The following is a 23,233-nucleotide window of genomic DNA, read 5'->3' on the forward strand; positions in this document are numbered from 1 at the left end:
GCATAGCAATGGTGCATTTCCAAATTGGTGTAAACGTAATTGGCTTGCCTGAAATCTACAGTCAAAGCCTTGCACAATACTATATAGGCAATAAACACAATAATAAACCCGTGTGGTTTAGAAAAAATATTATGCCATGTTCTTAACACCTGAAGATTTTGGACAGGTTATTTACCGTTACCAGGTAGACCAAATAACAGAGGGTGACGAGGCTTTAGTATTAGAGGCATTGGCAGCAGGCGAGGAAGAGGCGCGCTCTTATTTAGAGCAAAATACCAACCGTCATGATAGCATGGATGGCAGGCTAATTTACGACGTTGAAGCCATTTTTAACGCTTCGGGCGAAGCGAGAAATCCACTTTTAAAAACGCATTGCCTCACATTGGCAAAATGGCACTTGGTACAGCTTTGTAATGCCGATATTATTTTAGAAACAGCTACAGAGCGTTACGACCGTGCAATAGCATGGCTTACAAAAGTATCTAACGGTACAATTACAGTAAAATCGTTGCCAACCCTTACACCAACTACAGAGCAAAATAACAGCCGTAAGCCTTTTAGCTATGGCAGCCGTAAAAAGTTCAGACATGAGTAAGTTTAAAAAATACAGAAAAGACGGTATTAACCTTGCCGCACAACAAACCACTAAGACCGCGCCACCACGCGGTAATTTTAGCGTTGCACCAAAGAGCATCAGCCGTACCAGGCAGGATATAAAAGCTTACGTACAATCGTTGAATATTGCCCGTAACGCTGAGGCTCCAAGATGGTGGCCTTTTCAGCTTTTGCTTAATGATGTATATATGGATGCGCATTTGCGAAGCCAAATACAAAACCGTATCAATAAAAGCATTGCTGCCAGTTTCATTTTTACCGATATGGCAGGTAATGAATTGGAGGAACTTACCAACCTGCATCAAAATGCTACATGGGTTAGTAACCTTAACCGTTTTATCCTGCAATCCATTTACTGGAAACATAGTCTTGTAGAATTTAAGTGGGAAGATGGCCTGTTTAAATGCGGGCTGATACCCCGCACCAATGTCGAGCCTGTTAATGGTTTATTCTTTAAAGATTACCACGATGATCTAAGCAACTTTAACTACAGGGATATGCCCGAATATGGCTCGTGGATAATGGAGTTTGGCGACCCTGACGATTTAGGATTGCTTAATAACTGTGTGCCTCATGTGCTTATGAAACGCTTTGCCCAAAGCTGTTGGAGCGAGCTTTGCGAGATTTACGGCATACCACCGCGTGTAATGAAAACCAATACACAAGACCCTGCAATGCTAAGGCAGGCCGAAAGGATGATGACCGACATGGGGGCGGCAGCATGGTTCATTATTGACAGCTCAGAAGAGTTTGAATTTGCGCAGGGTGTATCTACCAATGGGGAGGTATATAAGAACCTGATACAGCTTTGTAACAATGAAATGAGCATGGTTATACAAGGCGGTGTTATCGGGCAGGACACAGCTAACGGCAACCGGTCTAAAGAGGAAGTTTCGCAGGGCTTGCTTGACGATTTGGTTAACAGCGACCTTGCATTGCTTGAGCAATATTGGAATACCACCGTTATACCGGGCTTGCAAAAATTGGGCATCCTGCCTAAAAATATCGTTTACGGCTATCCCAAAGCTGAGGACTTGGATAAACTTTGGTCTATGACAAAGGAGGCTTTACAGCATTACGATATTGCGGCTGATTGGGTAAGCGATACTTTTGGCATCCCTGTAGAACCTAAAAAACAGGTACAACAGCAAAACAAACCGTTATCCCTTAACCTTAACCCTGATTTTTTCGTTTAAGCCCCAAAGCCTGGAACGGGTATTTTGGGGCATTGCATGGCCGCTTATCATTTCTGTACGATTGCAATTGTGAAGATTGTAAAGCAAAGCCGCTGCAACTTGTAACCCTGTCTACAGGTAAGCCTTTTAAACAGCTTTTAAACACTGTTGAAAAGGCATTTAATAAGATGCATGAGTTAGGCAGCTATAAGCCTGAGGACATAAATAAGGTAAAGGAATATAAGGCACTTGTAAGCCATACTGCCAAGATTTTCAATAATGCAGTACAGGATAATGATATCCCGGCTGCAATGCTTAACAGCCTTAAGAACGATATTTATTTGTTTTCGGGGTTACGCACACATGCAGAACTTTTTGAGGCTTCAAGGCAGCTATTAACGGAAGATGGACAGGTAAAAGGCTTTAACCAGTTTAGCCGGGACATTGCCAAAATTAAAGATAATTATAACCAAACCTATTTAGAGGCCGAATATAATTTTGCGCTTACATCGGCACAAATGGCAGGGCAATGGGCTGCGTTAAACCCTGACTATAATTTGCAGTACCGTACGGCAGCAGATGAGCGCGTGCGCGATACACATGCCGCCCTGCATGATATTACACTACCTATAGACGACCCGTTTTGGTTATCCTATTACCCGCCTAACGGTTGGGGTTGCAGGTGCGATGCGGTACAGGTTCCTAACGGCAAGTATGAGGAAACAAACCCCGAGATTGCTATTACACGTGGCGAAGCTGCCACCAGTCAGATAGGTAAGGACGGTAAGAACCGCTTAGAGATATTCCGTTTTAATCCGGGTGTGCAAAAGGTAATTTTCCCGCCAAACCATCCATATAATAAAGTGAGCGGTGCCGATGTGGTTAAGGCAGAAGTAGCAGACACTTCGCATTTAGATGATCGGGTATTCAGGTATACGGGGTATGATGCCATTATGGTAAAAGAAAGGCCTTTTTACAGTAATGCTATGGACATAGCACCAAACCTGAGACCTGCGGAAGTATTAGGTATAAACAGGTATACAGGCAGTTATTACAATGAAATGAATAAGTATTTACGAGCCGGCAGGATACCTCCTAAAAATAACCTTGATGCACTTATAGGGGTAACTGATAGCGGACTTGATAAACTACCATCCTTTAAAGGTACCTCATATAGAGGTGCCAGGCTTGCTAAAGATATCCAAGATGCTTACGAGAATGCTTTTAAAACAGGTAAACCATATTTAGAACCTGCATACATGTCAACGTCTAACGATTTTACAAGAAAGTTTGATGGTAACACGGTCTTTAAAATTGTCGGCAAAAATGGCAAGTCGGTTAAAGCTCTTTCAGAATTTCCAACTGAGGAAGAAGTACTATATAAACAAGGTTCTCAGTTCAAGGTAAAAAGTTTTATCAGAAATGACAAAGGGGTAGAAATTGAATTGGAGGAACTTTAAGAGTTCATTTTAGCAGCAAGATGGCTGTCTGCTTTTTCAAGCTCAGCAACTTGCTCAGGTGGCAATTCTTTACGGCGCATAAGTTCATAATCCCTTTCCCAATCAAGGAAAAGGCGAAGTTCGCCGGGCTTAGGATTGCCCTCGTTATCCTGATAAGGATTGTTTGGGTGTGCTGTCATAAATACAAAGGTATAAAAAATATGGATATCAATGGCTTAGTAAATAAAATAACAAATGATGTTGCTGTAGAACTCAATGAGGAATACAAAAGAAACTTTGAAAGAAAAGCATTTTTTGACCAGGCATGGCCGGTATCAAAGTTTAAGAATGCTAAAGGCAGTGCCATGATGCGAACCGGTGCTTTGCGCCGATCTATTAAGTATAATGTAGTTACAGGCATGATAACCTGGAGTAGTTCCCTGCCATACGCCAAAATAAATAATGAGGGTGGCGAAATTACGGTAACGGTACAAATGCAAAAGTTCTTTTGGGCAATGTACTATAAAGCAGCCGGAGCTATTACAACCAAAAAAGATGGTTCAGCCTCCAAAAGTAAAAAGAACGAACGGTTAACCGGCGAGGCCGGACAATGGAAAGCTTTAGCACTTAAAAAAGTAGGTTCTAAAATTAAGATCACTAAACGCCAGTTCATAGGCAACCATCCACAGGTAACAGTAATTGTAAAAAAACATGCGGATAACCACCTGCACATAATAGACAGTTATATTAAAAACCATTTAAGACGATGATAGAAATTTTCAAAAATATTCAGGATAAAATTGCAGCAATTACTGTAGATAGCGAAACTACAAGACCATTGCTTAACTATGTGGATGAAGATTGGGGGCAGCTTGACGATTATGGCGTAAACTGCCCCGTTAAATGGCCTTGCTGCCTTATAGATGAGCAAAGCGAAAGTTACAGCGACATAGGCATGCAGCGCGGGTTAAGTCCCATTAACAGGCAACAGGGTACGCTAACCATTGTGCTTACTATTGCTAATGTAAAGCTTACCAACACAAGTGCGAAAGCACCTTTACAACAAAAGCAACAGGCATGGCACATAAAAATGATAAAGGAGCGCATACATGCCGAAATACATGGATGGGCACCGGTAGAGGGTCAGGGTAAACTTATGCGGGTGTCAGGGAGCAAAGTCGGGCGTGATGATGGTGTGCAGCAACACAAAGTGTTTTACAGTATGGGTTTAAACAATGTTTAAACAGCCATTTTAAGCTGCCTGGAGCTTTCTAACTCTTTAAGCTGCTTATCTACCTGAGTACTTAAAATATTGTAAAGGGTAACACGCGAAATTGGGTACACAGGATAAATATATTTCCTGAGTACCTGGCACGTTGATATATCTTCGGTCTTGTGTTTTAAGTACAATTCCTGAATAAGCTTATAACGTCGTAATGTGTTGAGATTTACAGTAGGTGACATAATGGCACAAATATATATAATATTTGGCGGATTATAAGAAAATTTTAGTAGGTTGTGTTAAAGTAGCCTTAAAATTTTCTGATACAAAAAAGCCTCTTAAACTGAGAGGCTTTTGTTATGATTGATTTTTTAATACCCACGAACCGCCTTGCTTTTGAATATAATAGTTAATCGCATTAGGAATGTCCTTAACGTGTTGGCTCTTATAATCCGTTAGTGTCTTTTCAGTATCGGCTGACGGGTTAAAATATTGTTTCCAATAAGGAAACAGGTTTAAATACATAGTCTGTACTGTACTAAGTCTGTACTTCTTAACACCTGTCTTTTCAAGGTCGGAATTTTCGCCTTCATTATAATATACAAAATCAATTGTAGTAAATATATTAGGCTGGCCCTCGTTATAAGTACGACCCGAAATTTCTTTATCTGAAAGTTGTGCGGGAGCAAATACATAACGTAAATTCTTTTGTGTAGGAGAATCTATAGTTTTATAAATCCGGAGTTCTACTTTGCTATATGATGCAATCTCATTAGCCACATTTAGAGCATCTGCCTCAGATGGCAAAGCTTTCAACTTTTGTAAATAACCAATGTCTTGTGCCTGGGCAAACATTCCAATTAGTAACGCGGTAAGTAATATTAATTTTTTCATTGTTATATCTTTGGAGCTCCTATTTTACCAAACGTGCCTTTTAAAGCTTCTGCAAACATAATACTTTCAGTAATAGCTTTTCTATCACTTTTACTTAATACTACATCGTGGGAGCTTTGACGGCCGTTAAAGCGGATTTTAACGGGTCCCTTGCCGTCATAGTAAGATATTGCCTGTGCAATATCGGGGGTATTCTCAGTATATTGTACAACTTCCCAAACTTGGCCGCCGTCATTATCTTTAATATTGTTTTTGCTGTAGGTAGGTATGGTTTCAGACGTAAAAACTTCATCGCCTAATTTAACTTGTACATTGGTATGAAAAACCCAATCTTCGCCATAATAGTTACTTTGTGTGTAGTAGCTGCCATCCTCACGTATGTATACAGCTAATGTACACCTATTAGGCCAGTACTTTGTACCAAACGCTTTATGATTAATCCAAACTGATTTATCAAATTCATCTTTCTTTATATGAAACTTACTCTTAAGAGAATCAATGATCTTTACATCGTGGGCAAATGACGCTTTTTCATTTTTTGCAAATTCTTCTTTGCTTATTTCCGCAGTTGCTTCTTTATCAGTAGGAATTGTGCTCTCAATATTTCCTTCTTTGCAGGCCACTAAGGATAGAGCTGCTAACAGTATTAATATATTTTTCATATTATTTAAACACTTCACCTGGAGTTTGTATTTTTTTAAATTCATCATTATAAGGTACAAAAACGGCAGCTCTACCTGTCTGAGCAACGGTAGAATATAACCAGCCTCCTGGTACTCGTGTTACTTTGTACTCTACATTACTCTGAGTTCCCAGTTTGCTAACGATTTTGGTACTCTCGTGAAGTCCCAAATCGTAAATAGTTTTATCAGCCATATTTGTTAGTTTAAATTAAAATGTGAAATTAACATATTTACGAATTATAGTAAATACCCATCAATAGGTATTTTTAACTTTTGTTACACATAGAAAATAATCATACATTTAAAAGACTTTTTTACATTTGCTGCTGTTATGGAGTTACATTCAGTAAATAACGAATATGTAAGATTAGGCGAACTTGATAAGGTGGTGTCCGAATGCCGTGTAATTGCTAATAAGCTTAGCCTCATAATTTCATGGCGCATTAAAAAGCGTACCGCTACAGTATTTTTAAAGTATAATGGGCATATAGTGTGGCAAAATAATTTTACTAACGATATGCCGCACATGGTGCTTTGCAACATGTATGCGGGTGTGCAGCAAGAACTTTATAAACGCACAATGGAAAACAATGAATCTATAGCCCGGATGCGGCGGGCAGAATTAGAACGCCTTGAAGAAAAGAGGGTAATGAACTTACCCAGTTGGCAGGAACGTAGAAACTCTAAATAAATAATTATATTCGCGGTGTGAATTATTAATTGTTTTTTTTACTTCACAACGTGTAAATTTAAATTGTTGATATTTTTATCTTTACAGATTAAGCCACTCTAACGAGTGGCTTTTTTTATAATTTTGTACAAAATTTCTTTTACTATGTTTTTCAAATAATGAAATAATATGACTATAGATACAAAAATTACTATTTGGCGCGCGATTTTGTGGGGAGTTTCTCCAATAATATCAGTTCTTATTATTTGGCTTGCAAATCACAACATTGCTGAGTTGCAAAGTTTAAAGTCTAAACAAAGTGCGAATGAGTCAGAACAACGAATTATACAAGGCGTAACAGAATTTGGCTTAGATAAGACTAAAGATGGGCTTCCTGGATTAAGTGTATCATTATTCATAGACGTAACAAATTTAGATTTAAATAGCCGTAAGTTCTTATTGGATTTAGGTAACGATAATAAAAATTCACTCTCTCTATATTTAGATGCACGTAATAATCTTGTATATAGATTAATTGATAATTACGGAGAAACATATTCCCTAAACATTAAACCTGGACTACAGACCTTTCGTAGCAATCAAGTTAATAACGTTCTTATCGAATATGGGCATTCTGCATCATATTCAATAATGAGAATTTTTATAAATAATGTAGAAGCTGCGAGACAAGAATTTAAATTTGATTTGCAGTTTAACGGCACATCGGAATTAATATTAGGAACCGCAAAAACTGGGGAAGTTAGTGGCAGTTATAGGGTTCACTCGTTAGTGGTTTTGGAGGGAGTTTTTAATAATGAAAAGAGGGAGAGCTTTTACAATGCAGTAGTTAAATTAAACGAAAATCTAGATCGATTAAAGTATTAAAATAAAACAGGCGAGCAAATATGCTCGCCTGTTTTATGCTATTTCCTCAACTATAGCACGCCAGTTATTAGGCAGTGCGTTATTTTCTTTCCATACAGCCAAGCCAATGGCACGGGCTGTAATTACTGCATCTTCTATTTGCAGGCGGTTGTTACGCCTTATTGCCAAATCCTTTTGGAACTGGTTAAGCTTTTTATAAGCTTTGCTATTTTTTATTTGCTCTAACATAGTTTTAAGTATAGTTTAATTAAGAGTTCGCCCAGAAAACAGCCTGCTGTAAAAGAGCCGATTATTTGAAAAGTCAGGTTTATTATTGCGAACGTTAGCCAAGTGGAAAGGCGTGCGCCATTGCCATGCACTACCTGGTACACCTCAGGTAAAAACCAATAGATTATTTTCTCGGCTAAATACAGCCTGATCTCTTTTATAAGTGCTTTCATTACGTTACAGGGTTTAATAGTCCGTAAAATGAGTTGTTACCGCATTTGGGGCAAACATGCTCTGTAATGCCATAGCCGTTATACTTTTCGGCTTTTTGGTCGGTAGTACCCTGCCATTTGCAGGTGCGCTTACTGCATTCGTAAGCTGCGGCGGCTTCGCCATTTTTGGCATATTTCTGTTTTGGCATGATTATCTATGAATTATTTAAAATTTAAAATTGTATTATTATGACCCCGTATGAAGAAAAAGTACTCGAATTATTGTCTGGTATAAATGACAAACTTCTATCAATTAGTGTCCAGTTTAAAGATTTAGACAAAAAGACAGATAGTCTACAAGCTAAAATTGAGGACATAAGCAACAACACGAATGTAGTTGCAACTCACTATGAAGAGCAAAAGGGCTAAGCAGTCCTTTGCCTTTGCTTGTAAGCTTTAATTTTAGGTATGTTAGGTTCTATAATAAGGCGCGCCCATTCTACCGGTACGGCATTGCCTATCATTTTTATGGCCGCTTTATTAGAGAGCTGCAAGCCTGGTGCATTAAAGTAGTTTTTAGGGAACGTCATGCAGCTGCCGAGCTCGTCGCGGTCTAAGAACCGGGCTTTAATATCAAAGGCATCTAAGGCTTTAAACAGCACCGTTACAAGCGCGGCCTTATTGGTAGTCATTACCGAGTTTAAAACCGTGTCAAGCGACTGCGTTTGGCTTTCGGGGTTATCGCTGCTATTAAAGTAGTGTGCTATAAACTGGGCTTTCTCAATTCTTATTTTTTGGTGGCAATCGTTAGTGCGAACCGTATTTAAAGGGTCTTCTATACTTTGGCTTTGCAGGGTGCCGTAATACTGGCAAATAAATTCCAGTTCGGCAAAGGTTACAAGTTGCTTGGTTTGGCGGGTTAGCTGCGGGTTTAATGGTTCATCGGGTGCATTAAAATTGTCGGTGTGGCAATGATCCATTATGAACTGCAGTTTTTCCATGCTTATAAGTTGGTGCATGTTTGCAGTAACAACTGTGTTTAAAGGCTGGTCTATTCCCTGAGATCGCAGCTTTGACATTAAGCCGCCGTAATAGTTACAAATGAACTGGGTAAAATCGGGATGCTGTTTTTTAGCACCGCCGCCAATACGCCTTAATGAATTTTTAGAAAGTGGCTTACGCAGGTGTTTAGGCAATGCCTCGTTAAACTCCCTGCCAAAAATACTTACACCCTCATTAGTCAGGTCGATGTGGTTCCGGCACGCCTGCCACTTCAATTTTCCGTTACCGCCCGTTTTGGAGTGGGTATGTTCAGGAAAAGTCATATCTATGCCATCACGGTAAAAGAATGCAAAATAGCGCACCCTGCGCGTTGGCAGGCCATCATCGGCAGCATTACGTATGCTCTCGACGTAATTATAGCCTAAATCCATTATGGCTTTTTTCCAACGCTCAAACTCTTTGCCGGTTTCAGTTGGTATAGGGTTGCCGTTTTCGCAAATGGGTGCCCATTTTTTAAACTCCGGTACATTCTCTATACCTATAACTGCGGGTTGTATATGTACAATATACCTTACAAGCTCCCAACCCATAGTATAAGAACCTATGGCCTTATCGCCGCCGCCTTTTGCCTTGCTATGCTGCGTACACTCTATAGATGCCCAAACAAGGTCTACAGGGTCAAGCTCGCGCTCATCCTGTACATAAACATCGGCTAAATAATGCTTAACATCAGGGTGATGGAACAAGTTTGTTTTAATAGCTGTTGTGTCGTGGTTTAAAACATACGATACCGTAACATTAGGCATTGTATATAAAGCCTCGGTTACGCCACCACCACCGGCAAAGAAGTCGGCGGCGGTAACATCATCATCCTGCGGAATATTTATAATGGCCTTTGGGTTGTAATTTAGCGCATGCACTAAATTGTATTGATTGTTTGATAATTTGCTCATTGTTACTTAATTTGTTTGGATTTTGCTAAGTCGATTAGGGTAGTGTTATAAACTTTGCCCTTTACGCTGTCTGGGCGTTCGTCTTCGTATCGACGTTTAGAAATGTAGGTGGCAAGGTTAAGCTGCTGTACATTGGGGTTGCGTTTAAGCCATTGCAGGTACTTTGGCACATCTATAAAGCATAGTAATATTTCAGGCTCTTTAAGCTTATTAAAAGCCTTAGTGGCATCCTGTTTAGAGAGCTTATAATTATACAGTTCCCAAAGTGCGTCAAAGGTTAGATCGGGCGGCGTAATGGAGATATCAAAGTTTTGCTGTAGTTTGATTTTCCATTCTTCAACGTCGGTTTGATAATAAGGAAACTGCTGTTTTAACCAGCCTATTTGCTTATCGCTGAGAATGCCATCAAACATTTTACATTCGGCTAAAACACCGTTTAAATGGTATTTAAATTGCCATACAAAACCATCTGCCTTACTCTTAATTGTGTAGGTGGTAAATTGTTCCATCAGGCATTAGCATTAAGGTTTATATAATTAAGAACAATGTTTATTGTCGTGGTGTAGTATTTTACATGCCGAACCTTTAAATAATCTTCGCCTTTAAAGCTTACTGTAGCTTCGACATATTTATCATTTATAAAATGACAGATAACCTGCCAATCTTTATTTATAATGATGTACTTATCGGTTCTTACTTTAACTAACCACCCCGGCTGTTTTTGGGCGGTTTGCTTTATACCGGACATTAGCATTTCCCAGTCTTTTATTAATTCGGGTTTAGGGTCTTTCATAATTTTGCATCTATGGTGGTAAATAGTTTGTTTGCCATTAAGCGGCGGTGCGGGTCTCTTTCCTTTGTAGTCCGGCCACATACGATAATGTTTATGGCGTAGGCCTCGTGGTATTGGAGCGATAGCTTGTATTTTTTCTTAGCATCAAAGAGATTTTGTTTACGGCTTAACGCCTTAAATTTATCCTCAACGGTTTCAGATACACCCGCTAAAATGCTTATTACTACTTTATTCTGTCGTTCGCTACGGGCAAAGGTGGCAACGTCTACATTTGCAGCATCAGAAAGCACATTGTTTAAATAGCCTATTTCGTCGGGAGTTAGTTTAAGGTCTATGTTCATTGTCGCTTGTTACTATCAACAGCAGTATCATTAAGATTACAAGTATGATACTACCTATGGTTAAAAATATTTTCATCTACATTCTGTTTTAGGGTCTTGGAGTTGCTTGCCACAATCGTAGCAGGTTAAAGCGGTAGTTTCGCAGGTGGCTTCAACGCTTATTTGGCGTAAATAAACATTGTTATGGGGGCAGGTTGCAGGCGGGTTAATATCGGAGGCAGGGAATATATTAGCGGTCATTTTTATTTCGGTAATAAATTTTGCAGATAAAACATCCAGTTGCAAAGCCTATAATGCAGGCGGCTACCATTCCGAATATTGAATATTGTATCATACTTTGGGAGGTTTAGAGTTCTTTTTAAGGCTCATGTTTTCGAGGGCGGCAATCACTTTGCTAAGCTCGTCTCCTGTCATTTTCATAAGGGGTTTACGCACCGGGCATTTACTGCTTAACATCCATTCGTTAAGCTTGTCGAGGTCGGCAATGCGGCCATATTTACCCGACCCTACAAACCAACCGTAAGTAATACACACAGAAAGCAGGTACTTATGGCGCGTATTCTTTTTGTCGAACTTGGCATAAAACAGGGGCTTGTGTGCCTTGCATTTATTTTGCACCAGTATTTTATTAGCCTGGTCAAAAGTGAGGTCTTTACAGCTTATCTTGGTAACGTCTTCGGTTGCCCATTGTACCCATTCTTCTTTTATATCACGATTAGGTGTGATGGAATGAATTATTTTAATTTGGTCGGCTGTCGCTTGCATGGTCTGTATCAATTATGTCAATTTTTCTTTGGAATTCTTCACAATCATCTTGACATTGCTGCCATTGGTGGTAATACTTACAGTCGCCCTCTTTGGCTTCTGTGCTGTCTATATACTCGCCGTCTTTTGCATATTTTAGAGATACAGAGCCCGGTCGATATTTTCGGGTTTGAGCGTCATAAACTCTTATCCATACTATTCTCATCTTCTAAGTTTTAAATTTTGCACCGTCTCAGGCCTCGAACCTGAGAGGATTGCCGTTACGGTTGTTAATAATCCTGGTCTTGTAAAAAACTTTCTACTGCTACGCCTACCATCAGGCCGCTGTTGTAATCAAATCCAAAGCTGTCTTTGTCAATTTTACCATTGTAGCCACGTGCGTTGAGCTCATCTACTACAAAATCAAACCATTCTTCGAAGCTTGAATTATCCTCTGTTAGTTGTAAGAAATCGTCCATACTATATTGCTAATTCAAGTTCTTTACTAATTACCACCTTAACCACTATGCCTGCACCTGAACGCTTAGCAGTGTAATCGCCAAGCTTGCCAAGCTCGTCGAATTGGGATTTTGTTATCTCGCCGTCAACATTGGTTTTGGCTAAAAAGTTTTCGCCTTGGTCGGTAACGGTTCCAATAAACTCATCGCTTACCTGCCCTTTAAAAATATTGGCTAAAAAGTCGTGAACATCTGTTTTTGAAATTTTCATAATACTTGTTTTTAATTTTGCGCCCTGAGCGGGGGTCGAACCCGCTTTTAAATTCCGCTAATTCAGGGCAACCACCTGCAACAAAAAGCCCCCTATGCAGGATTTCAACGTGTTTTACTTTTCCTCGTCTAATAAGAATGACAGGTCAAAGTCTGTAGGGAATGGCGCGGCAGAAAGTGAAAGGGGTAAGTTTACCTCTATGCCCACACCGTTTTTATATTTTGCCTGTATAAACCAGGTAGAGCGCGTAGGGTTATAAGCATCTTCTATAATCTTTACACCCTCAAGCAAATTAGGGTCGCTGTAATCGTTAGTCATTTGCCTAAGCTCCAAAATCCGTTTTGGGTCGAGGTCGCCCGTTTTGGTAGGGCGCAAAAGGCGCGTAATCTGATTGATTAGTTTAGCTGTTTGGGCATCGGTGGCAAGGGAGTTAATAAACTCTTTTACCTTTGCCACTCCTAAAAAGGCGGTGTCGTCATAACCGCGATTTACATTGTAGCCTATCGTAATACTATCGCCATTGTCTGCGGTAAAAGTGTGCGACATTTGGTCGCTCTTTATGCCGTATGCCTCAAACTTCAATTTTATAAGTGTCTTAAGGCTGCTGTATATTTCGGCTTTTATCTCAGCACCTATTTGAGAATAGGTTAAAAGCTTTTGAAAAAGCGTTGGCACCACCTCGTTAGACAGGCTTTTGTAAGCCACCTTGTTACCTTCCTTAAGGGCATTCCTGCGTTGTAATTCGGCTGCTAACTCTTTTTCGCTTAGTTTAGAAAGGTCAACAACTGGGGAAGTTGTTGGCGGGTTTGTTCCTACTATTTCTGCGGCTGTTACTGTAAATTCTGCTGTGTTCATGTTATGGGGTTTTAAGTAATTCTAAATGTTCAGGGTCGATGCCGTAAATTTGTATACCGCTATCGCTTTTAATGTTTAAATGGTTCTTAAGGGTAAAGTGCTTACCTATAATTGTTACTGTGGTGCCCGCTTCTACGGCTTCGCCACCAATGTTTTTATATTCAACAGTAAGCTTTGCCTTTTTGCCGTTGAAAAAATCGCGGGTATTACGTTGTACAAAAGCTGTTGTCATGGGGTCAATGTTTTTGCAATTGGAGGTTCTAACAGCAATAGTCTGTGTTCGTATGCACGCTTATCTTTTTGCACTTCGGCGTGATAAGGGTCATTTGGGTTCTTGGTTAACCAGTAATCAAGGTTCTCAATTTTGTCTTTAATTTGCTGTATGGTCATAAGGTGGGTTATCTATGGTTAGCTTCTTAGCGAAGTTTAGTAGCGATTTTGGGTACATTTTAAAAATATCAGCCATGATGATATCATAATGCTCACGCATTTGGCCTATAGAAATTGTTAGTACCTGCGGGTGCAACATTGCTAAAGCCTGATACTCTAATTCGTCATGTTGGTCGCTGTAGTAGTTGGTAAGTGCAGTATTAGCCATTACTTTCTGCAATTCGGCATGATAAAGCCTTTCTGCGGTTGGCGTGCAGGTGGCAGGGTCTACGATGTAGTCTTTAACCTGGTCTATGCACCAGTGCGTCCAGCGGTGCAGGTATTCGGCTGTATATTGGTCTTCGGTAATGTTTAGCAGTCGTTGTATTTGCTTAGCGTATTTCATAGTTGTAGTTTTTTGGATTACTTAATTTCGGCCCAGTATTTTGCAGCCGCTTCCGGCCATATTGTGTAAGGTTCTCCGCCACCCATTCGACTGGCAGGAAAAGCCCTATAACCTTCTACACGAATTTTAATATCCGCATCATACCTTATAAAGCTTGCAAGGGCACCCTTTGGCTCTTTGCCCTCAGCATGGCTTATGAAAATGAAAAGAACATTGGTAAATTCTTCTTTTAGAGCGATGTACTGCTTTTTAGTAAGCTCAGTATATTGGAGGCTATCTATAAAGACAAAGCGGGGGGCTTGTTTTTTGCTAAGCCTTTCCCGTAGGGCTTCTACAGGTTCGCGGTTAAGGACTATAAAGTTTTTTTTAACCTCATGCATCCGGCAAGCTTTCACGTTATTTTGAAAGGACTTTCGCGCACCCTCTTCGAGTGAGTTGTAAGCCACCCTGCCCATTTGGGCAAGGCATTTGGCTAACATCATACTAAAGCGGCTTTTACCATTAGCAGGGTTACCCCAAATAATCCATATACCGCTTGCCTCAGGTTCTCCCAGTGAAGCCGCCCACTCGTCGGGCAATTCTAATTCAATGAACTTTTTATTTAATATCTGGTCAACGGACAATGCCCTGTTAATCTCCATTTGGTTTTTGGTTTTTCAGGGCGTGAATTTTGCGTTTTACCCTGCGTAGGTCGCCGTCGCAATCTTCCCACACCTCTTTAATTAGTTTTCTATCTTCTACACCATTAGCGGCGCAAACATTAACAACATCGGTATAATTCAAATCGGGCAGCTCTATAAACTTTCGGCCTATGCGGCTGTATATTTCGTTGTAGCCTTTTTTATTAAGTGCAACGCCTTTCAAAATGCGTTTTCTTAAATGGTCTGTAGCGCAAAGCATAATACCGCAATGATCTTCGAGCTCATTATATATGGTTATAAAAAAATAGAGTACCTGGTCTGTAACTTTATCAAACTCATCTAACATTATAAGCGGTGTTTTTTTAGACATGAGACGTTTTACAACTTCCTGCATCATTTCGGGTATTGTTAGCCCGGATGAATCAAAGCCCATAACCTTAAGCAGCTCTACTAAAAAATATTTTCGATTCCAAAATTCTGAACATTGCAACCTATAGGCATTAGGGCGTTTTGCAAACATTTTCATGGTAGAGGTTTTACACAATCCTGCCTTACCTATAGCAGCAAATACATTAGAGTGTGTTTGCGCATCCGTTAAAATGCCGTTTAAAAGCTTCCCTGCCGTAGTTTCTGCAATTTGCCATACTTGCGTATAGTTGCCGCCAATTTGCGCGCTTACGTTGCGCCACATTTCGTTTTTAATTAAATCCCATTTACCGTTTATCATGTGGCTTACTGTAGCGGCACTTACATCTTTTAAAGAGTTTGCTGCTTTATTTTGGCTATCGTATGTGCCAACGTAATCACGTAAGCGGTCGGCAATTTGTTGTTTCTCTGTATTTTCCATAAGTTTGTATTGTATTTGGTACCGGCTTTAGTTCTCAGGCCAGGCCGGACGTGTTAATTACATGTGTGAATAAATATCATTTACATCAACAACCGCGTTGGATAGTTCCTTTTGGTACTGGCCTATGTCGGTTGTTTCTTTTTTAGTAGCCTTTTGCTTTTTGCGGCTGCTTTCTACACCTTTAATAAGTGGCGAACGCAATCCATAATCTTCGGCGGTACGGCCTTGCTCTTTAAGTATGGCATCCATCTTATCACGTTCGGCAATACGTTGGGCTTTATCAGCATCAATAATTTGTGTGATGTAAGAAGCTTCCCAATCTTCTTGTTCCTGCCTGCCTCGGTTAACCTCCACTTTAATTTGTGCGGCTCCGGCATGACGTAAGCCTAAAGGTGTGTTTTCATAAAGCTGTATTGTACTGCGGTCGTCAGGGTCGTACTTAATCACAAACTTTTTGTCTATGTTGTTACGAAGCCAAACAAGGTCAGGCAGGTTGTTATCATCATAAACCATATAAGTGTACTTCACTTTCTTATCTGTGTAGGTAATGCCATAAGCCGTGCAGGTAACAGGGTCTTTACGCTCAATCCAAAACATATTGATCATATCCCAAAGTCTAAGCTCAGGCGTGCCGGGGTTCTGACTGTTTAAATACATTTCTATCTTACTAACACCGGTTGCATGGTGCGGGGCTTCGTTCCACTCGCGGCGGCGTTGCGCATACACCTCTTTTATCTTATCAAGTGTGGGCAATTTTGCAGTATTTCTAAGAACGAACTCCATATTAGGCTTGCTTTCAAGCTTCTTAGTGGTAACATTTTGACCAGTAAAAAACCAATCCTTTTTTAAGTACTCTGCCTGAAATCGGCCAAAGGCACTTTCTATAGTTTTACTCTTACCGTTGTAAGGGCGAGTGTTAGTGCATAACCTGCCTAACTTGCCTAAAAACGACTGGCTTTCTAAAGTTTTAGTGCCGCCCTGATTGTCATATTTTATCTCATACGGCTTGTGTCCTGCAATCTGTGCGGCCATTTTATAAGCCATGTATTGCGCCTCAAAATCTTCGCTGTTGCTAATGTGGTAGCCAAGAAAGACCTCGCTGTACACATCAAACACCTCATATACCTGGCAGGTTTGCATTTTGCCTTTGTCGTCCTGGTAGTAATAGTTAAGCTTAGTACCGTCGCTATACCAAAGGCCGTCGCGCATACTGGGCAATTTGGTACTAAACTGAAAGCTGTATTTTTCTTTGCTTTTCAGTTCGCCGTACCTGTAACCATACCATAGGGGTTCAATTTTAGGGTCTTGCAAAAAGTTAATGAGCGTTTGTTCTACTTTTAAAGGTTTCCAACCCTTATCGGGGGCAAGCCGGTTATATTCGGCAAGCAGTTGGGCATGTGTAGCGCATTTTTGTACCTGGTCTGCCCATCTTGCCAGTACCCACCGTTTAGCATCGTCGCAAAGCTTTTCAGTATTCTTATGGCAAAATCCTTTGTGTATCAGGCTTTCGTAACCATCGGCTTTATACACTCTTAACTTGTCCTGTAACCTGCGAGGGTTGGCAGGTAACGAGTGAGGCCATCTATGCTGTGGCAGTTCTGCCACCACCTCTGCAATCTTAGGCCATACCTTAACTTTACTGCCTAATGCTTTACGCTTGCCCATTGTGCTGTTAACAATCTCGTCTATAGCGTTAAGCACTTCGGCATTTGCTATATACTCCTTGCGGTTCTTTTCGGGTAAAGCGTCGCCACTTTCTAAAGTGTAGCTGTTAAAGAACTCAGCCGCAAAGTCGTCGGTTTTTATATAGTCAATGAACGTGATATGCTTTGCCTTTTCAGTCGGGTCGCCAGTAATGGCGATAATTTTTTCTTTGATGTCTGGCCGTATGCTTTCAAATTCGATCAATGCAGGCCTGCCATTGCCGCCTTTTTGCAGTCTATTTAGTTTCTTCCTATCTATAAGGGCATCATAATTCGTTTTGGTCATTATATTATCTATCAACCAACCGGCTTGTACACATAAAGAATTTTGATAGTATTCATACATATTACGTGTTGTATTTAAATTTTTCAATAGCTTGATCTACCACTTGTTTTAAATCAGCTTCGCCTTTATTGTAATCCTTAACAAGTTCATCCGGCACAATACCTTTACTTGTACCTTTCAGACTTTTGCGAACGTAGTCTACAGATACATCATGACGAATTGCGACAGCTTTAAGGATATCCTCATTGTATTTGTTCCTTTTTTTCGTTTCTTTGTCCATCATTGTCATTGTCTTTTTTAGTGCTTGTTTTATCGTTTCGTACAGGACAAATATAAACGACATATTTCGCTTAAAAAAATATTTATGCAACAAATTTCGCCTATCAAGCAAAGAATTGTTCAATACCTTGATTCTATTAAGGTTTCCCGCTATGAATTTTATAAAGATTCTAAGATGACAAGGGGGGTTTTAGATAAAGAGACAGGTATTTCGGAAGATAACATTGCGAAATTTCTTGCCTATGCACCAAACGTTAATGCTATATGGCTAATTACAGGGGCAGGCAAAATGCTTTTAAGTGATATAAATGTGAATTCTGCACAACAGGTTAACGAGCCACAGGCAAATTACAATGAAGATAATAAAGTATTCAAATTGCGTACAGATCGTAACGTAAAACAGCAATCAATTCCATTATATAATATAGAAGCATCTGCCGGTATTGTTCAGTTATTTAAAGACGGCAACGAAAATGAGCCCATAGATTATATCAAAGTTCCTAACCTCCCTAAATGTGATGGAGCCGTTTATATTACAGGTGATAGTATGTATCCACTGTTAAAAAGTGGGGATATCGTAATGTATAAAACCGTTAATAATATCAATGACAGTTTATTTTTTGGAGAGATGTATTTAGTATCGTTGGATGTTGATGGTGATGAATTTATATCTGTAAAATGGCTGCATAAGTCCGAGCATGGTGATGATTACATAAGGCTTGTATCCGAAAACAGACACCATTCTCCAAAAGATGTTAAGCTTAAACATGTACGTGCGATGGCCTTAGTAAAGGGAAGTATTAGGATAAATAGCATGTTTTAAAATGTAATTTTCAATAACTATTCAATAACAAGTTCATTTTGAGTACTTTAATGTACGTAACACAAAAGTTTTATTGTCATTAAGGGGGTAGATTCTCGCAAATAGTTATGAATTTTTTAATTTTTGACATAGTAAAGGGGTGTTTTTTAGGCGATATATATCGCTTATTGTGCGCCCAACTGTATGCCCAACTGTATGCCCAAAGTCAAAATGTACACTATTAAACAATATACATGAAATAACAAAGCCTACCGGTAAGGCAGGCTGTAAGTATATGTTTAATCAGCTTTTAAACGTTCATTAAATACGCTATAAGGCTTTATTTACGGGCTTTTATAGTAATTGTCGGGGTAAATGTGCATTAATGTGGTAGTAACTGTTTAAAAGCCGTAGTTAATCGTTCATTCAATGGTAGCATTGTGGTAGTAAAAGGTAGTTAATGCACAATTTATTTTTTAATCCATTTCGGGCAAAAATAGCCTTAACCCCTTATTTTATTGGGTTTTTCGGGCAAAAATATAGAGAGTGTTTATGTACATTTCATTTTATAGCCCATACATGGCAAAAATACAAGCATTGATTAAAAATATTTATAAATTGCAAAGTATAGTAGTATCTTGAAATTTGATTAGTGTAACTATTAATGGTCTTTCCTGAAGTCAATGTCTCAATAATAGTGAGGGTTCAGACTATGATATATTAACAATAATGCAATTTAAATATCAAAGCATGAGTTTTAGAATTGAATGTAAAAATGAATTTGGAATATTAATATCAATGCAACAATTAGCTAATATAGATAATTTCTCCAAACTTTATTATGAGGACGAAAATTTAACAAAAGAGGAAATTTTTGAAGATAAAATTTTATCCGAAGGAATTTATTATTTACTACCAGGACAAAATTATACTGATGTATTAAATCAAATTGATATATCAGTTTTATGGGATTTTAAAAGTGATAGAGAAATTATAAATACTTTCGAAGTTTGGGAATCAAGAATTTATAAAAGCGGTGAATTATCATCAAATTACTCCCGTGAAGTATATTTTAATGGTAAAAATATAGCAGGACAAAGTTATACTTCCTCTTCGGAGCCTATTGGAGGCATATATAAAATTTTAGACCTTTCTAATGTTATTCTTAACAATAATGGATATATAATAAAATTTCCTAATGGTTCTTCTTATAATTTTTATTTTAATTCTAAAGGCGTTTTATACAGGATTTTCCCTGATACTGGTGGATGGGACAGACCATACGACAGGCTTTCAAAGTTTTTAGAAGATGATCCTATAGTTTCGCACTTATCATCAGAACAATTGAATTATTTTACAATTGCAGAACCACTAATTCCTGAATCAGCAGTAATATTATTGTAAACTAAAATCCTTTATTCCAGCCAACTAAAATTTAACATTATTCCTGAAAATTACTCCCAGCTAGCGCGAGCCTCGGGCTCGCGCCGGTAAAGACGCATAACAATAGAAGTATTTATTACATACAAGCTACCAGCAATTAGTGAATATCGGCACGAGCCTGAGGCTCGCGCTAGCGAGGGGATATGACCTGGGTGGTTGCAAATCAGTAAATTAGATAATTACAAAACAGGAATTGCAACATTAAAATTAGAATTAGAAGAATCATTTGTAAAAGATATTCTGCGAAATGAGCCCTATTTAAATCCTGTAGCGTTTGTGTATAATGATGTATTATTAAACGTTTTTAAACAAGCAATAACAAATGGCAAATACATAGTTTTTACCATTCCTGCCAAAGATAAAACAGAAGCCGAAAATATTTTTAGGGAAGCTAAGCAGGTATTAGAGGATTATAAAAACACTAATAAATAGAAATTTTTTTTGCCAATATTAGAACCCTTAAACTAACATTAATACAAATGAAAAAAAATTTAAAATTCAGAATTCTCTTAACTATACAAATAGTATTTTTATTAGTTGCTTGCAGAGCCGATCCTTTTCATTATCAAGGCGGAAAGATGAATCATGAATTATTAAATGAAAGGGATACAACACATTATCAACTATCACTTGGTCTTATTTTTGAAAATTCGATGAAGGGAAGTAAAATTTTTTTACAGGAAATTAACTCAAAAGATATAGTATTTACGGGTACAATAAACGACAGTGTAACTGAAAAAATTGCAAAAGTAGCTTTTATACCTAATAATCCGATTAATTACCGATTGTTAATAGATGGTAATTTCTTTTATATTGAACCATATATGTATCAAAAATACAGATATTTGACAATAAAAAAGGTTAGAAATAAGTTTATTTTAACCTATATGAATAAATATCAAGACTTCAGCTTTATAGAATTATCCAAAATTTATGAAAATTAGATTATTTTCAGCGTGTTAATAATATGATTTTACATGCGCTTTCTAAAGTAATTTGTATATCGTAAGATGTACTTTTCATCTTTCTTGTCTATCAATAAGTATCTGTATTTTAATACTTCATTACGTTTTATTAAAAACTCTTTATCATTAATCTTTAAAACAATATGATTTGAATTGTCAACTCGAAAAATATTGCAAAATCCCAAGGTTCCTGCAGGGCATTCTTTCATATTGTCATCATATATTATAGAATCGTTAGCTATGTAAACTCTTTCCTCTTGCATTGACCATTCAAAATAAATAAACATAGTAAGTAATTCGTTATTTAATGTAAGTTGCTTTCTTTTCTGTTCATCTTCTGTATTTTTTTCTTTAATAACTTTATACTGGCTGTATCCCATCCAAAGAGATTAGAAAAAAAATTAGTATTAGTATTTTGGAGAGTATTTTCATGGTTGTAATAACTAATATTTAATAAATAGTTTCATTGTAAACGTACTCCTATATATTTACAATTCAAAAGCCATATGCAATAACGAATTTTTATCCATAATATTCAAACACAAAAAAAGGCGCTACATATATAGCGCCTCTTAGAGAAATATTTGTTTGTTGTGTATTTATTAAGGAAATATCCCCCTTTGCAGGTAAGCCATTTCTATACGGGTAAGAGCTACAATGTAAGCAGCAGTCCTCCAGTCGGTTTTATGAGATTCGGCCGTTGTAATAACTTTTCCAAAAGCTTCTTCAAGTTTCTTTCTAAGTTTTACAATAACGTCATCCATAGTCCATATCTCGCCGTTACGGTTTTGCAGCCACTCATAGTAGCTACCTATAACACCGCCGGAGTTACAAAGGATATCAGGAATAATCTCCACACCTCTTGAAAGAAGTATTTCTTCACCTTCGGTATCTGTAGGGCCGTTAGCACCTTCAGCTATAAGGGTAGCTTTAATATCGTTAGCATTTTCAAATGTTATCTGGTTGCCAAGGGCAGCCGGGATAATGATGTCGCAGTCGATAGCAAAGAATTTAGTCGAATCAAAATCATGATTGGTATAACCATGAATTGTAGCATTCTCTTTTTGGTATTTTAACAGATCTTCAGGATCCATACCATCCGGGTTGTAAATAGTTCCGGTAGCATCCTGTACACCTACAAGTGTAGCACCCAGTTTGCTCATAAAGTGAGCACTCCAGTAACCTACGTTACCAAAGCCCTGAACAATATAACGCTTACCTTCCAGGCTAATGCCTTTCATTTTAGCCCATGCCTCTATAGTAACTACTACTCCAAAACCTGTAGCACGGTCACGCCCTTCAAGTCCACCAGACCCTACAGGTTTACCAGTAACAACGTGTTGGTTTTTAGAACGCTCAGCCGGAGATTTAGTACTCATGTAAGTATCTGCAATCCATGCCATCATCTGTGCATTGGTATTAACATCAGGAGCCGGGATATCATGTTCCGGACCAATGTTATCGCCAAGGGCAAAAGTAAAACGCCTTGTTATCCTTTCAAGTTCATGAACAGAATATTTTTTAGGGTCTATTTGTATACCACCTTTACCACCGCCAAAGGGCAGGCCGGCAAGAGATGTTTTCCACGTCATCCAGGTAGCCAGTGCACGTGCTGCATCAAGGTCTACTGTTTCATGGTAACGCAATCCGCCTTTGTAAGGGCCTAACGCGTTGTTGTGCTGTACGCGGTAGCCGGTAAATACCTCTACATCGCCATTATCCATTTTTACTGGAAAGTGTACAACTATCTCATTATTGGTTATAGATAAAATTTTCTTAACGCTTTCGTCCAGGCCCATTACGCTTGCGGCCTTTTCAAACTGGTTCTTAACGTTTTCATACATTCCCGTCTTGCGGGGTTTCGCAGTTGTTGCCATAATTATTAAATTACAACTAAGTTTTAAAAAGGTTGTTGGTACTTAAATGCAATACAAATATAATAACTTATTTCATTCAAATTATTAAATTTGCAAAAAATAAAGAGATAAACTAAGATTGCTATAATTTTACATTTTATTAACAGCTTTTTGCTAACTATATCATAAATAAATTATTTGCAATCCTTTAACATTT

38 protein-coding genes are annotated in these 23,233 nt (G+C 38.5%); 12 read left to right on the top strand and 26 right to left on the bottom strand.

The features are described 5' to 3' along the window. Positions 1 to 136: 136 nt before the first annotated feature. The 3 genes from F565_RS0101345 (at position 137) to F565_RS22220 (ending at position 3,250) form a co-directional block, all read left to right on the top strand. Positions 137 to 595 (top strand): phage protein Gp36 family protein, encoded by a 459-nt coding sequence (locus tag F565_RS0101345; RefSeq protein WP_020211390.1) that lies wholly within the window; start codon positions 137 to 139, stop codon positions 593 to 595. Then, positions 588 to 1,811 carry a phage portal protein family protein gene (locus tag F565_RS21010; RefSeq protein ID WP_020211391.1) on the top strand — a complete coding sequence of 408 codons (1,224 nt, stop codon included), beginning with the start codon at positions 588 to 590 and terminating at the stop codon, positions 1,809 to 1,811. The genes F565_RS0101345 and F565_RS21010 overlap by 8 nt, the downstream gene beginning before the upstream one ends. A 167-nt stretch (positions 1,812 to 1,978) precedes the next feature. Then, positions 1,979 to 3,250 (top strand): phage minor head protein, encoded by a 1,272-nt coding sequence (locus tag F565_RS22220; protein WP_154652501.1) that lies wholly within the window; start codon positions 1,979 to 1,981, stop codon positions 3,248 to 3,250. Here the strand turns inward: F565_RS22220 and F565_RS0101360 are convergent. After that, positions 3,247 to 3,429 carry a hypothetical protein gene (locus tag F565_RS0101360; RefSeq protein WP_020211393.1) on the bottom strand — a complete coding sequence of 61 codons (183 nt, stop codon included), beginning with the start codon at positions 3,427 to 3,429 and terminating at the stop codon, positions 3,247 to 3,249. The genes F565_RS22220 and F565_RS0101360 overlap by 4 nt on opposite strands. Positions 3,430 to 3,450: 21 nt before the next feature. Between F565_RS0101360 and F565_RS21020 the strand changes: the two genes are divergently transcribed. Next, a complete protein-coding gene (locus F565_RS21020) occupies positions 3,451 to 3,999 on the top strand; it encodes a hypothetical protein (protein WP_020211394.1) in 549 nt (182 codons plus the stop codon). Further along, a complete protein-coding gene (locus F565_RS0101370; protein WP_020211395.1) occupies positions 3,996 to 4,472 on the top strand; it encodes a hypothetical protein in 477 nt (158 codons plus the stop codon). Before F565_RS21020 ends, F565_RS0101370 begins: the two co-directional genes overlap by 4 nt. Here F565_RS0101370 and F565_RS0101375 read toward each other — a convergent pair. The 4 genes from F565_RS0101375 to F565_RS0101390 all read right to left on the bottom strand — a co-directional run bounded on the left by F565_RS0101375 (position 4,469) and on the right by F565_RS0101390 (position 6,221). Further along, positions 4,469 to 4,693, bottom strand: a complete 225-nt coding sequence (locus F565_RS0101375) for a hypothetical protein (RefSeq protein ID WP_020211396.1) — start codon at positions 4,691 to 4,693, stop codon at positions 4,469 to 4,471. The two genes, F565_RS0101370 and F565_RS0101375, sit on opposite strands and share 4 nt — an antisense overlap. A gap of 115 nt (positions 4,694 to 4,808) precedes the next feature. Continuing rightward, entirely contained in the window at positions 4,809 to 5,345 is a 537-nt protein-coding gene (locus F565_RS0101380; RefSeq protein WP_020211397.1) for a hypothetical protein, read from the bottom strand. A 2-nt stretch (positions 5,346 to 5,347) separates the two neighbouring features. Continuing rightward, complete coding sequence (locus tag F565_RS0101385) at positions 5,348 to 6,007, bottom strand: hypothetical protein (protein ID WP_020211398.1); 660 nt, start codon at positions 6,005 to 6,007, stop codon at positions 5,348 to 5,350. A gap of 1 nt (position 6,008) precedes the next feature. Further along, on the bottom strand, positions 6,009 to 6,221 hold the full coding sequence (locus tag F565_RS0101390; RefSeq protein ID WP_020211399.1) for a hypothetical protein: 213 nt from the start codon (positions 6,219 to 6,221) through the stop codon (positions 6,009 to 6,011). Between the two features lie 138 nt (positions 6,222 to 6,359). Between F565_RS0101390 and F565_RS0101395 the strand changes: the two genes are divergently transcribed. Together F565_RS0101395 and F565_RS0101400 are read left to right on the top strand one after the other, a co-directional pair. Further along, on the top strand, positions 6,360 to 6,719 hold the full coding sequence (locus tag F565_RS0101395; RefSeq protein ID WP_020211400.1) for a hypothetical protein: 360 nt from the start codon (positions 6,360 to 6,362) through the stop codon (positions 6,717 to 6,719). A 168-nt stretch (positions 6,720 to 6,887) separates the two neighbouring features. Continuing rightward, a complete protein-coding gene (locus F565_RS0101400) occupies positions 6,888 to 7,583 on the top strand; it encodes a LamG domain-containing protein (RefSeq protein ID WP_020211401.1) in 696 nt (231 codons plus the stop codon). Between the two features lie 33 nt (positions 7,584 to 7,616). On the opposite strand, the gene F565_RS0101405 is transcribed toward F565_RS0101400, so the two are convergent. From F565_RS0101405 to F565_RS0101415, 3 genes are read right to left on the bottom strand one after another with little or no spacing between them, the layout of a single operon-like run. Further along, complete coding sequence (locus F565_RS0101405) at positions 7,617 to 7,811, bottom strand: hypothetical protein (RefSeq protein WP_020211402.1); 195 nt, start codon at positions 7,809 to 7,811, stop codon at positions 7,617 to 7,619. Continuing rightward, positions 7,805 to 8,023, bottom strand: coding sequence for a hypothetical protein (locus tag F565_RS0101410; RefSeq protein WP_020211403.1), 219 nt, complete (start codon positions 8,021 to 8,023; stop codon positions 7,805 to 7,807). The genes F565_RS0101405 and F565_RS0101410 overlap by 7 nt, the downstream gene beginning before the upstream one ends. Next, positions 8,023 to 8,211, bottom strand: coding sequence for a hypothetical protein (locus tag F565_RS0101415; protein WP_020211404.1), 189 nt, complete (start codon positions 8,209 to 8,211; stop codon positions 8,023 to 8,025). Before F565_RS0101415 ends, F565_RS0101410 begins: the two co-directional genes overlap by 1 nt. A 40-nt stretch (positions 8,212 to 8,251) precedes the next feature. On the opposite strand from F565_RS0101415, the gene F565_RS0101420 reads away from it, so the two are divergent. Next, positions 8,252 to 8,431 carry a hypothetical protein gene (locus F565_RS0101420; protein ID WP_020211405.1) on the top strand — a complete coding sequence of 60 codons (180 nt, stop codon included), beginning with the start codon at positions 8,252 to 8,254 and terminating at the stop codon, positions 8,429 to 8,431. Here F565_RS0101420 and F565_RS0101425 read toward each other — a convergent pair. The 16 genes from F565_RS0101425 to F565_RS0101505 form a co-directional block, all read right to left on the bottom strand. Next, entirely contained in the window at positions 8,428 to 9,957 is a 1,530-nt protein-coding gene (locus tag F565_RS0101425) for a DNA cytosine methyltransferase (protein ID WP_020211406.1), read from the bottom strand. The genes F565_RS0101420 and F565_RS0101425 overlap by 4 nt on opposite strands. Before the next feature lie 2 nt (positions 9,958 to 9,959). Continuing rightward, positions 9,960 to 10,466, bottom strand: coding sequence for a hypothetical protein (locus tag F565_RS0101430; RefSeq protein WP_020211407.1), 507 nt, complete (start codon positions 10,464 to 10,466; stop codon positions 9,960 to 9,962). Continuing rightward, a complete protein-coding gene (locus F565_RS0101435; RefSeq protein ID WP_020211408.1) occupies positions 10,466 to 10,750 on the bottom strand; it encodes a hypothetical protein in 285 nt (94 codons plus the stop codon). Before F565_RS0101435 ends, F565_RS0101430 begins: the two co-directional genes overlap by 1 nt. Beyond that, positions 10,747 to 11,091 (bottom strand): hypothetical protein, encoded by a 345-nt coding sequence (locus tag F565_RS0101440; RefSeq protein WP_020211409.1) that lies wholly within the window; start codon positions 11,089 to 11,091, stop codon positions 10,747 to 10,749. Before F565_RS0101440 ends, F565_RS0101435 begins: the two co-directional genes overlap by 4 nt. A 330-nt stretch (positions 11,092 to 11,421) precedes the next feature. Next, entirely contained in the window at positions 11,422 to 11,856 is a 435-nt protein-coding gene (locus tag F565_RS22225) for a hypothetical protein (RefSeq protein WP_020211411.1), read from the bottom strand. Then, the gene (locus tag F565_RS23000) at positions 11,831 to 12,061 is read right to left on the bottom strand and encodes a hypothetical protein (protein WP_020211412.1); all 231 of its coding nucleotides are present in this window, start codon (positions 12,059 to 12,061) and stop codon (positions 11,831 to 11,833) included. Before F565_RS23000 ends, F565_RS22225 begins: the two co-directional genes overlap by 26 nt. A gap of 64 nt (positions 12,062 to 12,125) precedes the next feature. Further along, positions 12,126 to 12,314, bottom strand: coding sequence for a hypothetical protein (locus tag F565_RS0101460; RefSeq protein ID WP_020211413.1), 189 nt, complete (start codon positions 12,312 to 12,314; stop codon positions 12,126 to 12,128). A gap of 1 nt (position 12,315) precedes the next feature. Continuing rightward, positions 12,316 to 12,564 carry a hypothetical protein gene (locus F565_RS0101465; RefSeq protein ID WP_020211414.1) on the bottom strand — a complete coding sequence of 83 codons (249 nt, stop codon included), beginning with the start codon at positions 12,562 to 12,564 and terminating at the stop codon, positions 12,316 to 12,318. Positions 12,565 to 12,678: 114 nt separating this feature from the next. After that, the gene (locus F565_RS0101470; RefSeq protein ID WP_020211415.1) at positions 12,679 to 13,419 is read right to left on the bottom strand and encodes a DUF3164 family protein; all 741 of its coding nucleotides are present in this window, start codon (positions 13,417 to 13,419) and stop codon (positions 12,679 to 12,681) included. Position 13,420: 1 nt separating this feature from the next. Then, complete coding sequence (locus tag F565_RS0101475) at positions 13,421 to 13,651, bottom strand: hypothetical protein (RefSeq protein WP_020211416.1); 231 nt, start codon at positions 13,649 to 13,651, stop codon at positions 13,421 to 13,423. Continuing rightward, positions 13,648 to 13,809, bottom strand: a complete 162-nt coding sequence (locus F565_RS22780; RefSeq protein WP_020211417.1) for a hypothetical protein — start codon at positions 13,807 to 13,809, stop codon at positions 13,648 to 13,650. The genes F565_RS0101475 and F565_RS22780 overlap by 4 nt, the downstream gene beginning before the upstream one ends. After that, positions 13,790 to 14,194 (bottom strand): hypothetical protein, encoded by a 405-nt coding sequence (locus tag F565_RS0101485; RefSeq protein ID WP_020211418.1) that lies wholly within the window; start codon positions 14,192 to 14,194, stop codon positions 13,790 to 13,792. Before F565_RS0101485 ends, F565_RS22780 begins: the two co-directional genes overlap by 20 nt. Positions 14,195 to 14,211: 17 nt before the next feature. After that, entirely contained in the window at positions 14,212 to 14,835 is a 624-nt protein-coding gene (locus F565_RS0101490; protein WP_020211419.1) for a P-loop NTPase family protein, read from the bottom strand. Further along, positions 14,825 to 15,682 (bottom strand): AAA family ATPase, encoded by an 858-nt coding sequence (locus F565_RS0101495; protein WP_020211420.1) that lies wholly within the window; start codon positions 15,680 to 15,682, stop codon positions 14,825 to 14,827. The genes F565_RS0101490 and F565_RS0101495 overlap by 11 nt, the downstream gene beginning before the upstream one ends. A gap of 57 nt (positions 15,683 to 15,739) precedes the next feature. Beyond that, positions 15,740 to 17,671: a kinase gene (locus F565_RS21030; protein ID WP_169336013.1), complete on the bottom strand. Its 1,932-nt coding sequence runs from the start codon at positions 17,669 to 17,671 to the stop codon at positions 15,740 to 15,742. A 61-nt stretch (positions 17,672 to 17,732) separates the two neighbouring features. Continuing rightward, on the bottom strand, positions 17,733 to 17,954 hold the full coding sequence (locus F565_RS0101505; protein ID WP_154652502.1) for a hypothetical protein: 222 nt from the start codon (positions 17,952 to 17,954) through the stop codon (positions 17,733 to 17,735). Between the two features lie 81 nt (positions 17,955 to 18,035). Between F565_RS0101505 and F565_RS0101510 the strand changes: the two genes are divergently transcribed. The 4 genes from F565_RS0101510 (at position 18,036) to F565_RS0101525 (ending at position 21,139) form a co-directional block, all read left to right on the top strand. Further along, positions 18,036 to 18,773: a S24 family peptidase gene (locus F565_RS0101510; RefSeq protein WP_081621299.1), complete on the top strand. Its 738-nt coding sequence runs from the start codon at positions 18,036 to 18,038 to the stop codon at positions 18,771 to 18,773. Positions 18,774 to 19,502: 729 nt separating this feature from the next. Beyond that, the gene (locus F565_RS0101515; RefSeq protein WP_154652503.1) at positions 19,503 to 20,156 is read left to right on the top strand and encodes a hypothetical protein; all 654 of its coding nucleotides are present in this window, start codon (positions 19,503 to 19,505) and stop codon (positions 20,154 to 20,156) included. Between the two features lie 195 nt (positions 20,157 to 20,351). Continuing rightward, a complete protein-coding gene (locus F565_RS0101520; protein WP_020211425.1) occupies positions 20,352 to 20,627 on the top strand; it encodes a hypothetical protein in 276 nt (91 codons plus the stop codon). A 47-nt stretch (positions 20,628 to 20,674) separates the two neighbouring features. After that, complete coding sequence (locus F565_RS0101525; protein WP_020211426.1) at positions 20,675 to 21,139, top strand: hypothetical protein; 465 nt, start codon at positions 20,675 to 20,677, stop codon at positions 21,137 to 21,139. Positions 21,140 to 21,168: 29 nt separating this feature from the next. Here F565_RS0101525 and F565_RS0101530 read toward each other — a convergent pair whose 3' ends face one another. Then, the gene (locus F565_RS0101530; RefSeq protein ID WP_020211427.1) at positions 21,169 to 21,540 is read right to left on the bottom strand and encodes a hypothetical protein; all 372 of its coding nucleotides are present in this window, start codon (positions 21,538 to 21,540) and stop codon (positions 21,169 to 21,171) included. A 222-nt stretch (positions 21,541 to 21,762) separates the two neighbouring features. Beyond that, positions 21,763 to 23,037, bottom strand: a complete 1,275-nt coding sequence (locus F565_RS0101535; protein ID WP_020211428.1) for a Glu/Leu/Phe/Val family dehydrogenase — start codon at positions 23,035 to 23,037, stop codon at positions 21,763 to 21,765. Positions 23,038 to 23,233: the final 196 nt, after the last annotated feature.

It is taken from the genome of Flavobacterium rivuli WB 3.3-2 = DSM 21788, from assembly GCF_000378485.1.
In the GTDB taxonomy this organism is placed as follows: Bacteria; Bacteroidota; Bacteroidia; order Flavobacteriales; family Flavobacteriaceae; genus Flavobacterium; species Flavobacterium rivuli.

What these genes read in the sequence shown, in the direction of transcription:
- F565_RS0101475 (WP_020211416.1), bottom strand. Translation starts at nt 13,651, where the DNA reads ATGACAACAGCTTTTGTACAACGTAATACCCGCGATTTTTTCAACGGC.
- F565_RS0101425 (WP_020211406.1), bottom strand. Translation starts at nt 9,957, where the DNA reads ATGAGCAAATTATCAAACAATCAATACAATTTAGTGCATGCGCTAAAT.
- F565_RS0101385 (WP_020211398.1), bottom strand. Translation starts at nt 6,007, where the DNA reads ATGAAAAATATATTAATACTGTTAGCAGCTCTATCCTTAGTGGCCTGC.
- F565_RS0101525 (WP_020211426.1), top strand. Translation starts at nt 20,675, where the DNA reads ATGAAAAAAAATTTAAAATTCAGAATTCTCTTAACTATACAAATAGTA.
- F565_RS0101360 (WP_020211393.1), bottom strand. Translation starts at nt 3,429, where the DNA reads ATGACAGCACACCCAAACAATCCTTATCAGGATAACGAGGGCAATCCT.
- F565_RS0101345 (WP_020211390.1), top strand. Translation starts at nt 137, where the DNA reads ATGTTCTTAACACCTGAAGATTTTGGACAGGTTATTTACCGTTACCAG.
- F565_RS0101495 (WP_020211420.1), bottom strand. Translation starts at nt 15,682, where the DNA reads ATGGAAAATACAGAGAAACAACAAATTGCCGACCGCTTACGTGATTAC.
- F565_RS0101370 (WP_020211395.1), top strand. Translation starts at nt 3,996, where the DNA reads ATGATAGAAATTTTCAAAAATATTCAGGATAAAATTGCAGCAATTACT.
- F565_RS0101490 (WP_020211419.1), bottom strand. Translation starts at nt 14,835, where the DNA reads ATGGAGATTAACAGGGCATTGTCCGTTGACCAGATATTAAATAAAAAG.
- F565_RS0101390 (WP_020211399.1), bottom strand. Translation starts at nt 6,221, where the DNA reads ATGGCTGATAAAACTATTTACGATTTGGGACTTCACGAGAGTACCAAA.
- F565_RS0101395 (WP_020211400.1), top strand. Translation starts at nt 6,360, where the DNA reads ATGGAGTTACATTCAGTAAATAACGAATATGTAAGATTAGGCGAACTT.
- F565_RS0101535 (WP_020211428.1), bottom strand. Translation starts at nt 23,037, where the DNA reads ATGGCAACAACTGCGAAACCCCGCAAGACGGGAATGTATGAAAACGTT.
- F565_RS0101440 (WP_020211409.1), bottom strand. Translation starts at nt 11,091, where the DNA reads ATGAACATAGACCTTAAACTAACTCCCGACGAAATAGGCTATTTAAAC.
- F565_RS0101470 (WP_020211415.1), bottom strand. Translation starts at nt 13,419, where the DNA reads ATGAACACAGCAGAATTTACAGTAACAGCCGCAGAAATAGTAGGAACA.
- F565_RS21030 (WP_169336013.1), bottom strand. Translation starts at nt 17,671, where the DNA reads ATGACCAAAACGAATTATGATGCCCTTATAGATAGGAAGAAACTAAAT.
- F565_RS22225 (WP_020211411.1), bottom strand. Translation starts at nt 11,856, where the DNA reads ATGCAAGCGACAGCCGACCAAATTAAAATAATTCATTCCATCACACCT.
- F565_RS0101465 (WP_020211414.1), bottom strand. Translation starts at nt 12,564, where the DNA reads ATGAAAATTTCAAAAACAGATGTTCACGACTTTTTAGCCAATATTTTT.
- F565_RS0101460 (WP_020211413.1), bottom strand. Translation starts at nt 12,314, where the DNA reads ATGGACGATTTCTTACAACTAACAGAGGATAATTCAAGCTTCGAAGAA.
- F565_RS22780 (WP_020211417.1), bottom strand. Translation starts at nt 13,809, where the DNA reads ATGACCATACAGCAAATTAAAGACAAAATTGAGAACCTTGATTACTGG.
- F565_RS0101485 (WP_020211418.1), bottom strand. Translation starts at nt 14,194, where the DNA reads ATGAAATACGCTAAGCAAATACAACGACTGCTAAACATTACCGAAGAC.
- F565_RS22220 (WP_154652501.1), top strand. Translation starts at nt 1,979, where the DNA reads ATGCATGAGTTAGGCAGCTATAAGCCTGAGGACATAAATAAGGTAAAG.
- F565_RS23000 (WP_020211412.1), bottom strand. Translation starts at nt 12,061, where the DNA reads ATGAGAATAGTATGGATAAGAGTTTATGACGCTCAAACCCGAAAATAT.
- F565_RS0101380 (WP_020211397.1), bottom strand. Translation starts at nt 5,345, where the DNA reads ATGAAAAAATTAATATTACTTACCGCGTTACTAATTGGAATGTTTGCC.
- F565_RS21020 (WP_020211394.1), top strand. Translation starts at nt 3,451, where the DNA reads ATGGATATCAATGGCTTAGTAAATAAAATAACAAATGATGTTGCTGTA.
- F565_RS0101430 (WP_020211407.1), bottom strand. Translation starts at nt 10,466, where the DNA reads ATGGAACAATTTACCACCTACACAATTAAGAGTAAGGCAGATGGTTTT.
- F565_RS21010 (WP_020211391.1), top strand. Translation starts at nt 588, where the DNA reads ATGAGTAAGTTTAAAAAATACAGAAAAGACGGTATTAACCTTGCCGCA.
- F565_RS0101405 (WP_020211402.1), bottom strand. Translation starts at nt 7,811, where the DNA reads ATGTTAGAGCAAATAAAAAATAGCAAAGCTTATAAAAAGCTTAACCAG.
- F565_RS0101410 (WP_020211403.1), bottom strand. Translation starts at nt 8,023, where the DNA reads ATGAAAGCACTTATAAAAGAGATCAGGCTGTATTTAGCCGAGAAAATA.
- F565_RS0101400 (WP_020211401.1), top strand. Translation starts at nt 6,888, where the DNA reads ATGACTATAGATACAAAAATTACTATTTGGCGCGCGATTTTGTGGGGA.
- F565_RS0101415 (WP_020211404.1), bottom strand. Translation starts at nt 8,211, where the DNA reads ATGCCAAAACAGAAATATGCCAAAAATGGCGAAGCCGCCGCAGCTTAC.
- F565_RS0101505 (WP_154652502.1), bottom strand. Translation starts at nt 17,954, where the DNA reads ATGATGGACAAAGAAACGAAAAAAAGGAACAAATACAATGAGGATATC.
- F565_RS0101510 (WP_081621299.1), top strand. Translation starts at nt 18,036, where the DNA reads ATGCAACAAATTTCGCCTATCAAGCAAAGAATTGTTCAATACCTTGAT.
- F565_RS0101435 (WP_020211408.1), bottom strand. Translation starts at nt 10,750, where the DNA reads ATGAAAGACCCTAAACCCGAATTAATAAAAGACTGGGAAATGCTAATG.
- F565_RS0101515 (WP_154652503.1), top strand. Translation starts at nt 19,503, where the DNA reads ATGAGTTTTAGAATTGAATGTAAAAATGAATTTGGAATATTAATATCA.
- F565_RS0101375 (WP_020211396.1), bottom strand. Translation starts at nt 4,693, where the DNA reads ATGTCACCTACTGTAAATCTCAACACATTACGACGTTATAAGCTTATT.
- F565_RS0101420 (WP_020211405.1), top strand. Translation starts at nt 8,252, where the DNA reads ATGACCCCGTATGAAGAAAAAGTACTCGAATTATTGTCTGGTATAAAT.
- F565_RS0101530 (WP_020211427.1), bottom strand. Translation starts at nt 21,540, where the DNA reads ATGGGATACAGCCAGTATAAAGTTATTAAAGAAAAAAATACAGAAGAT.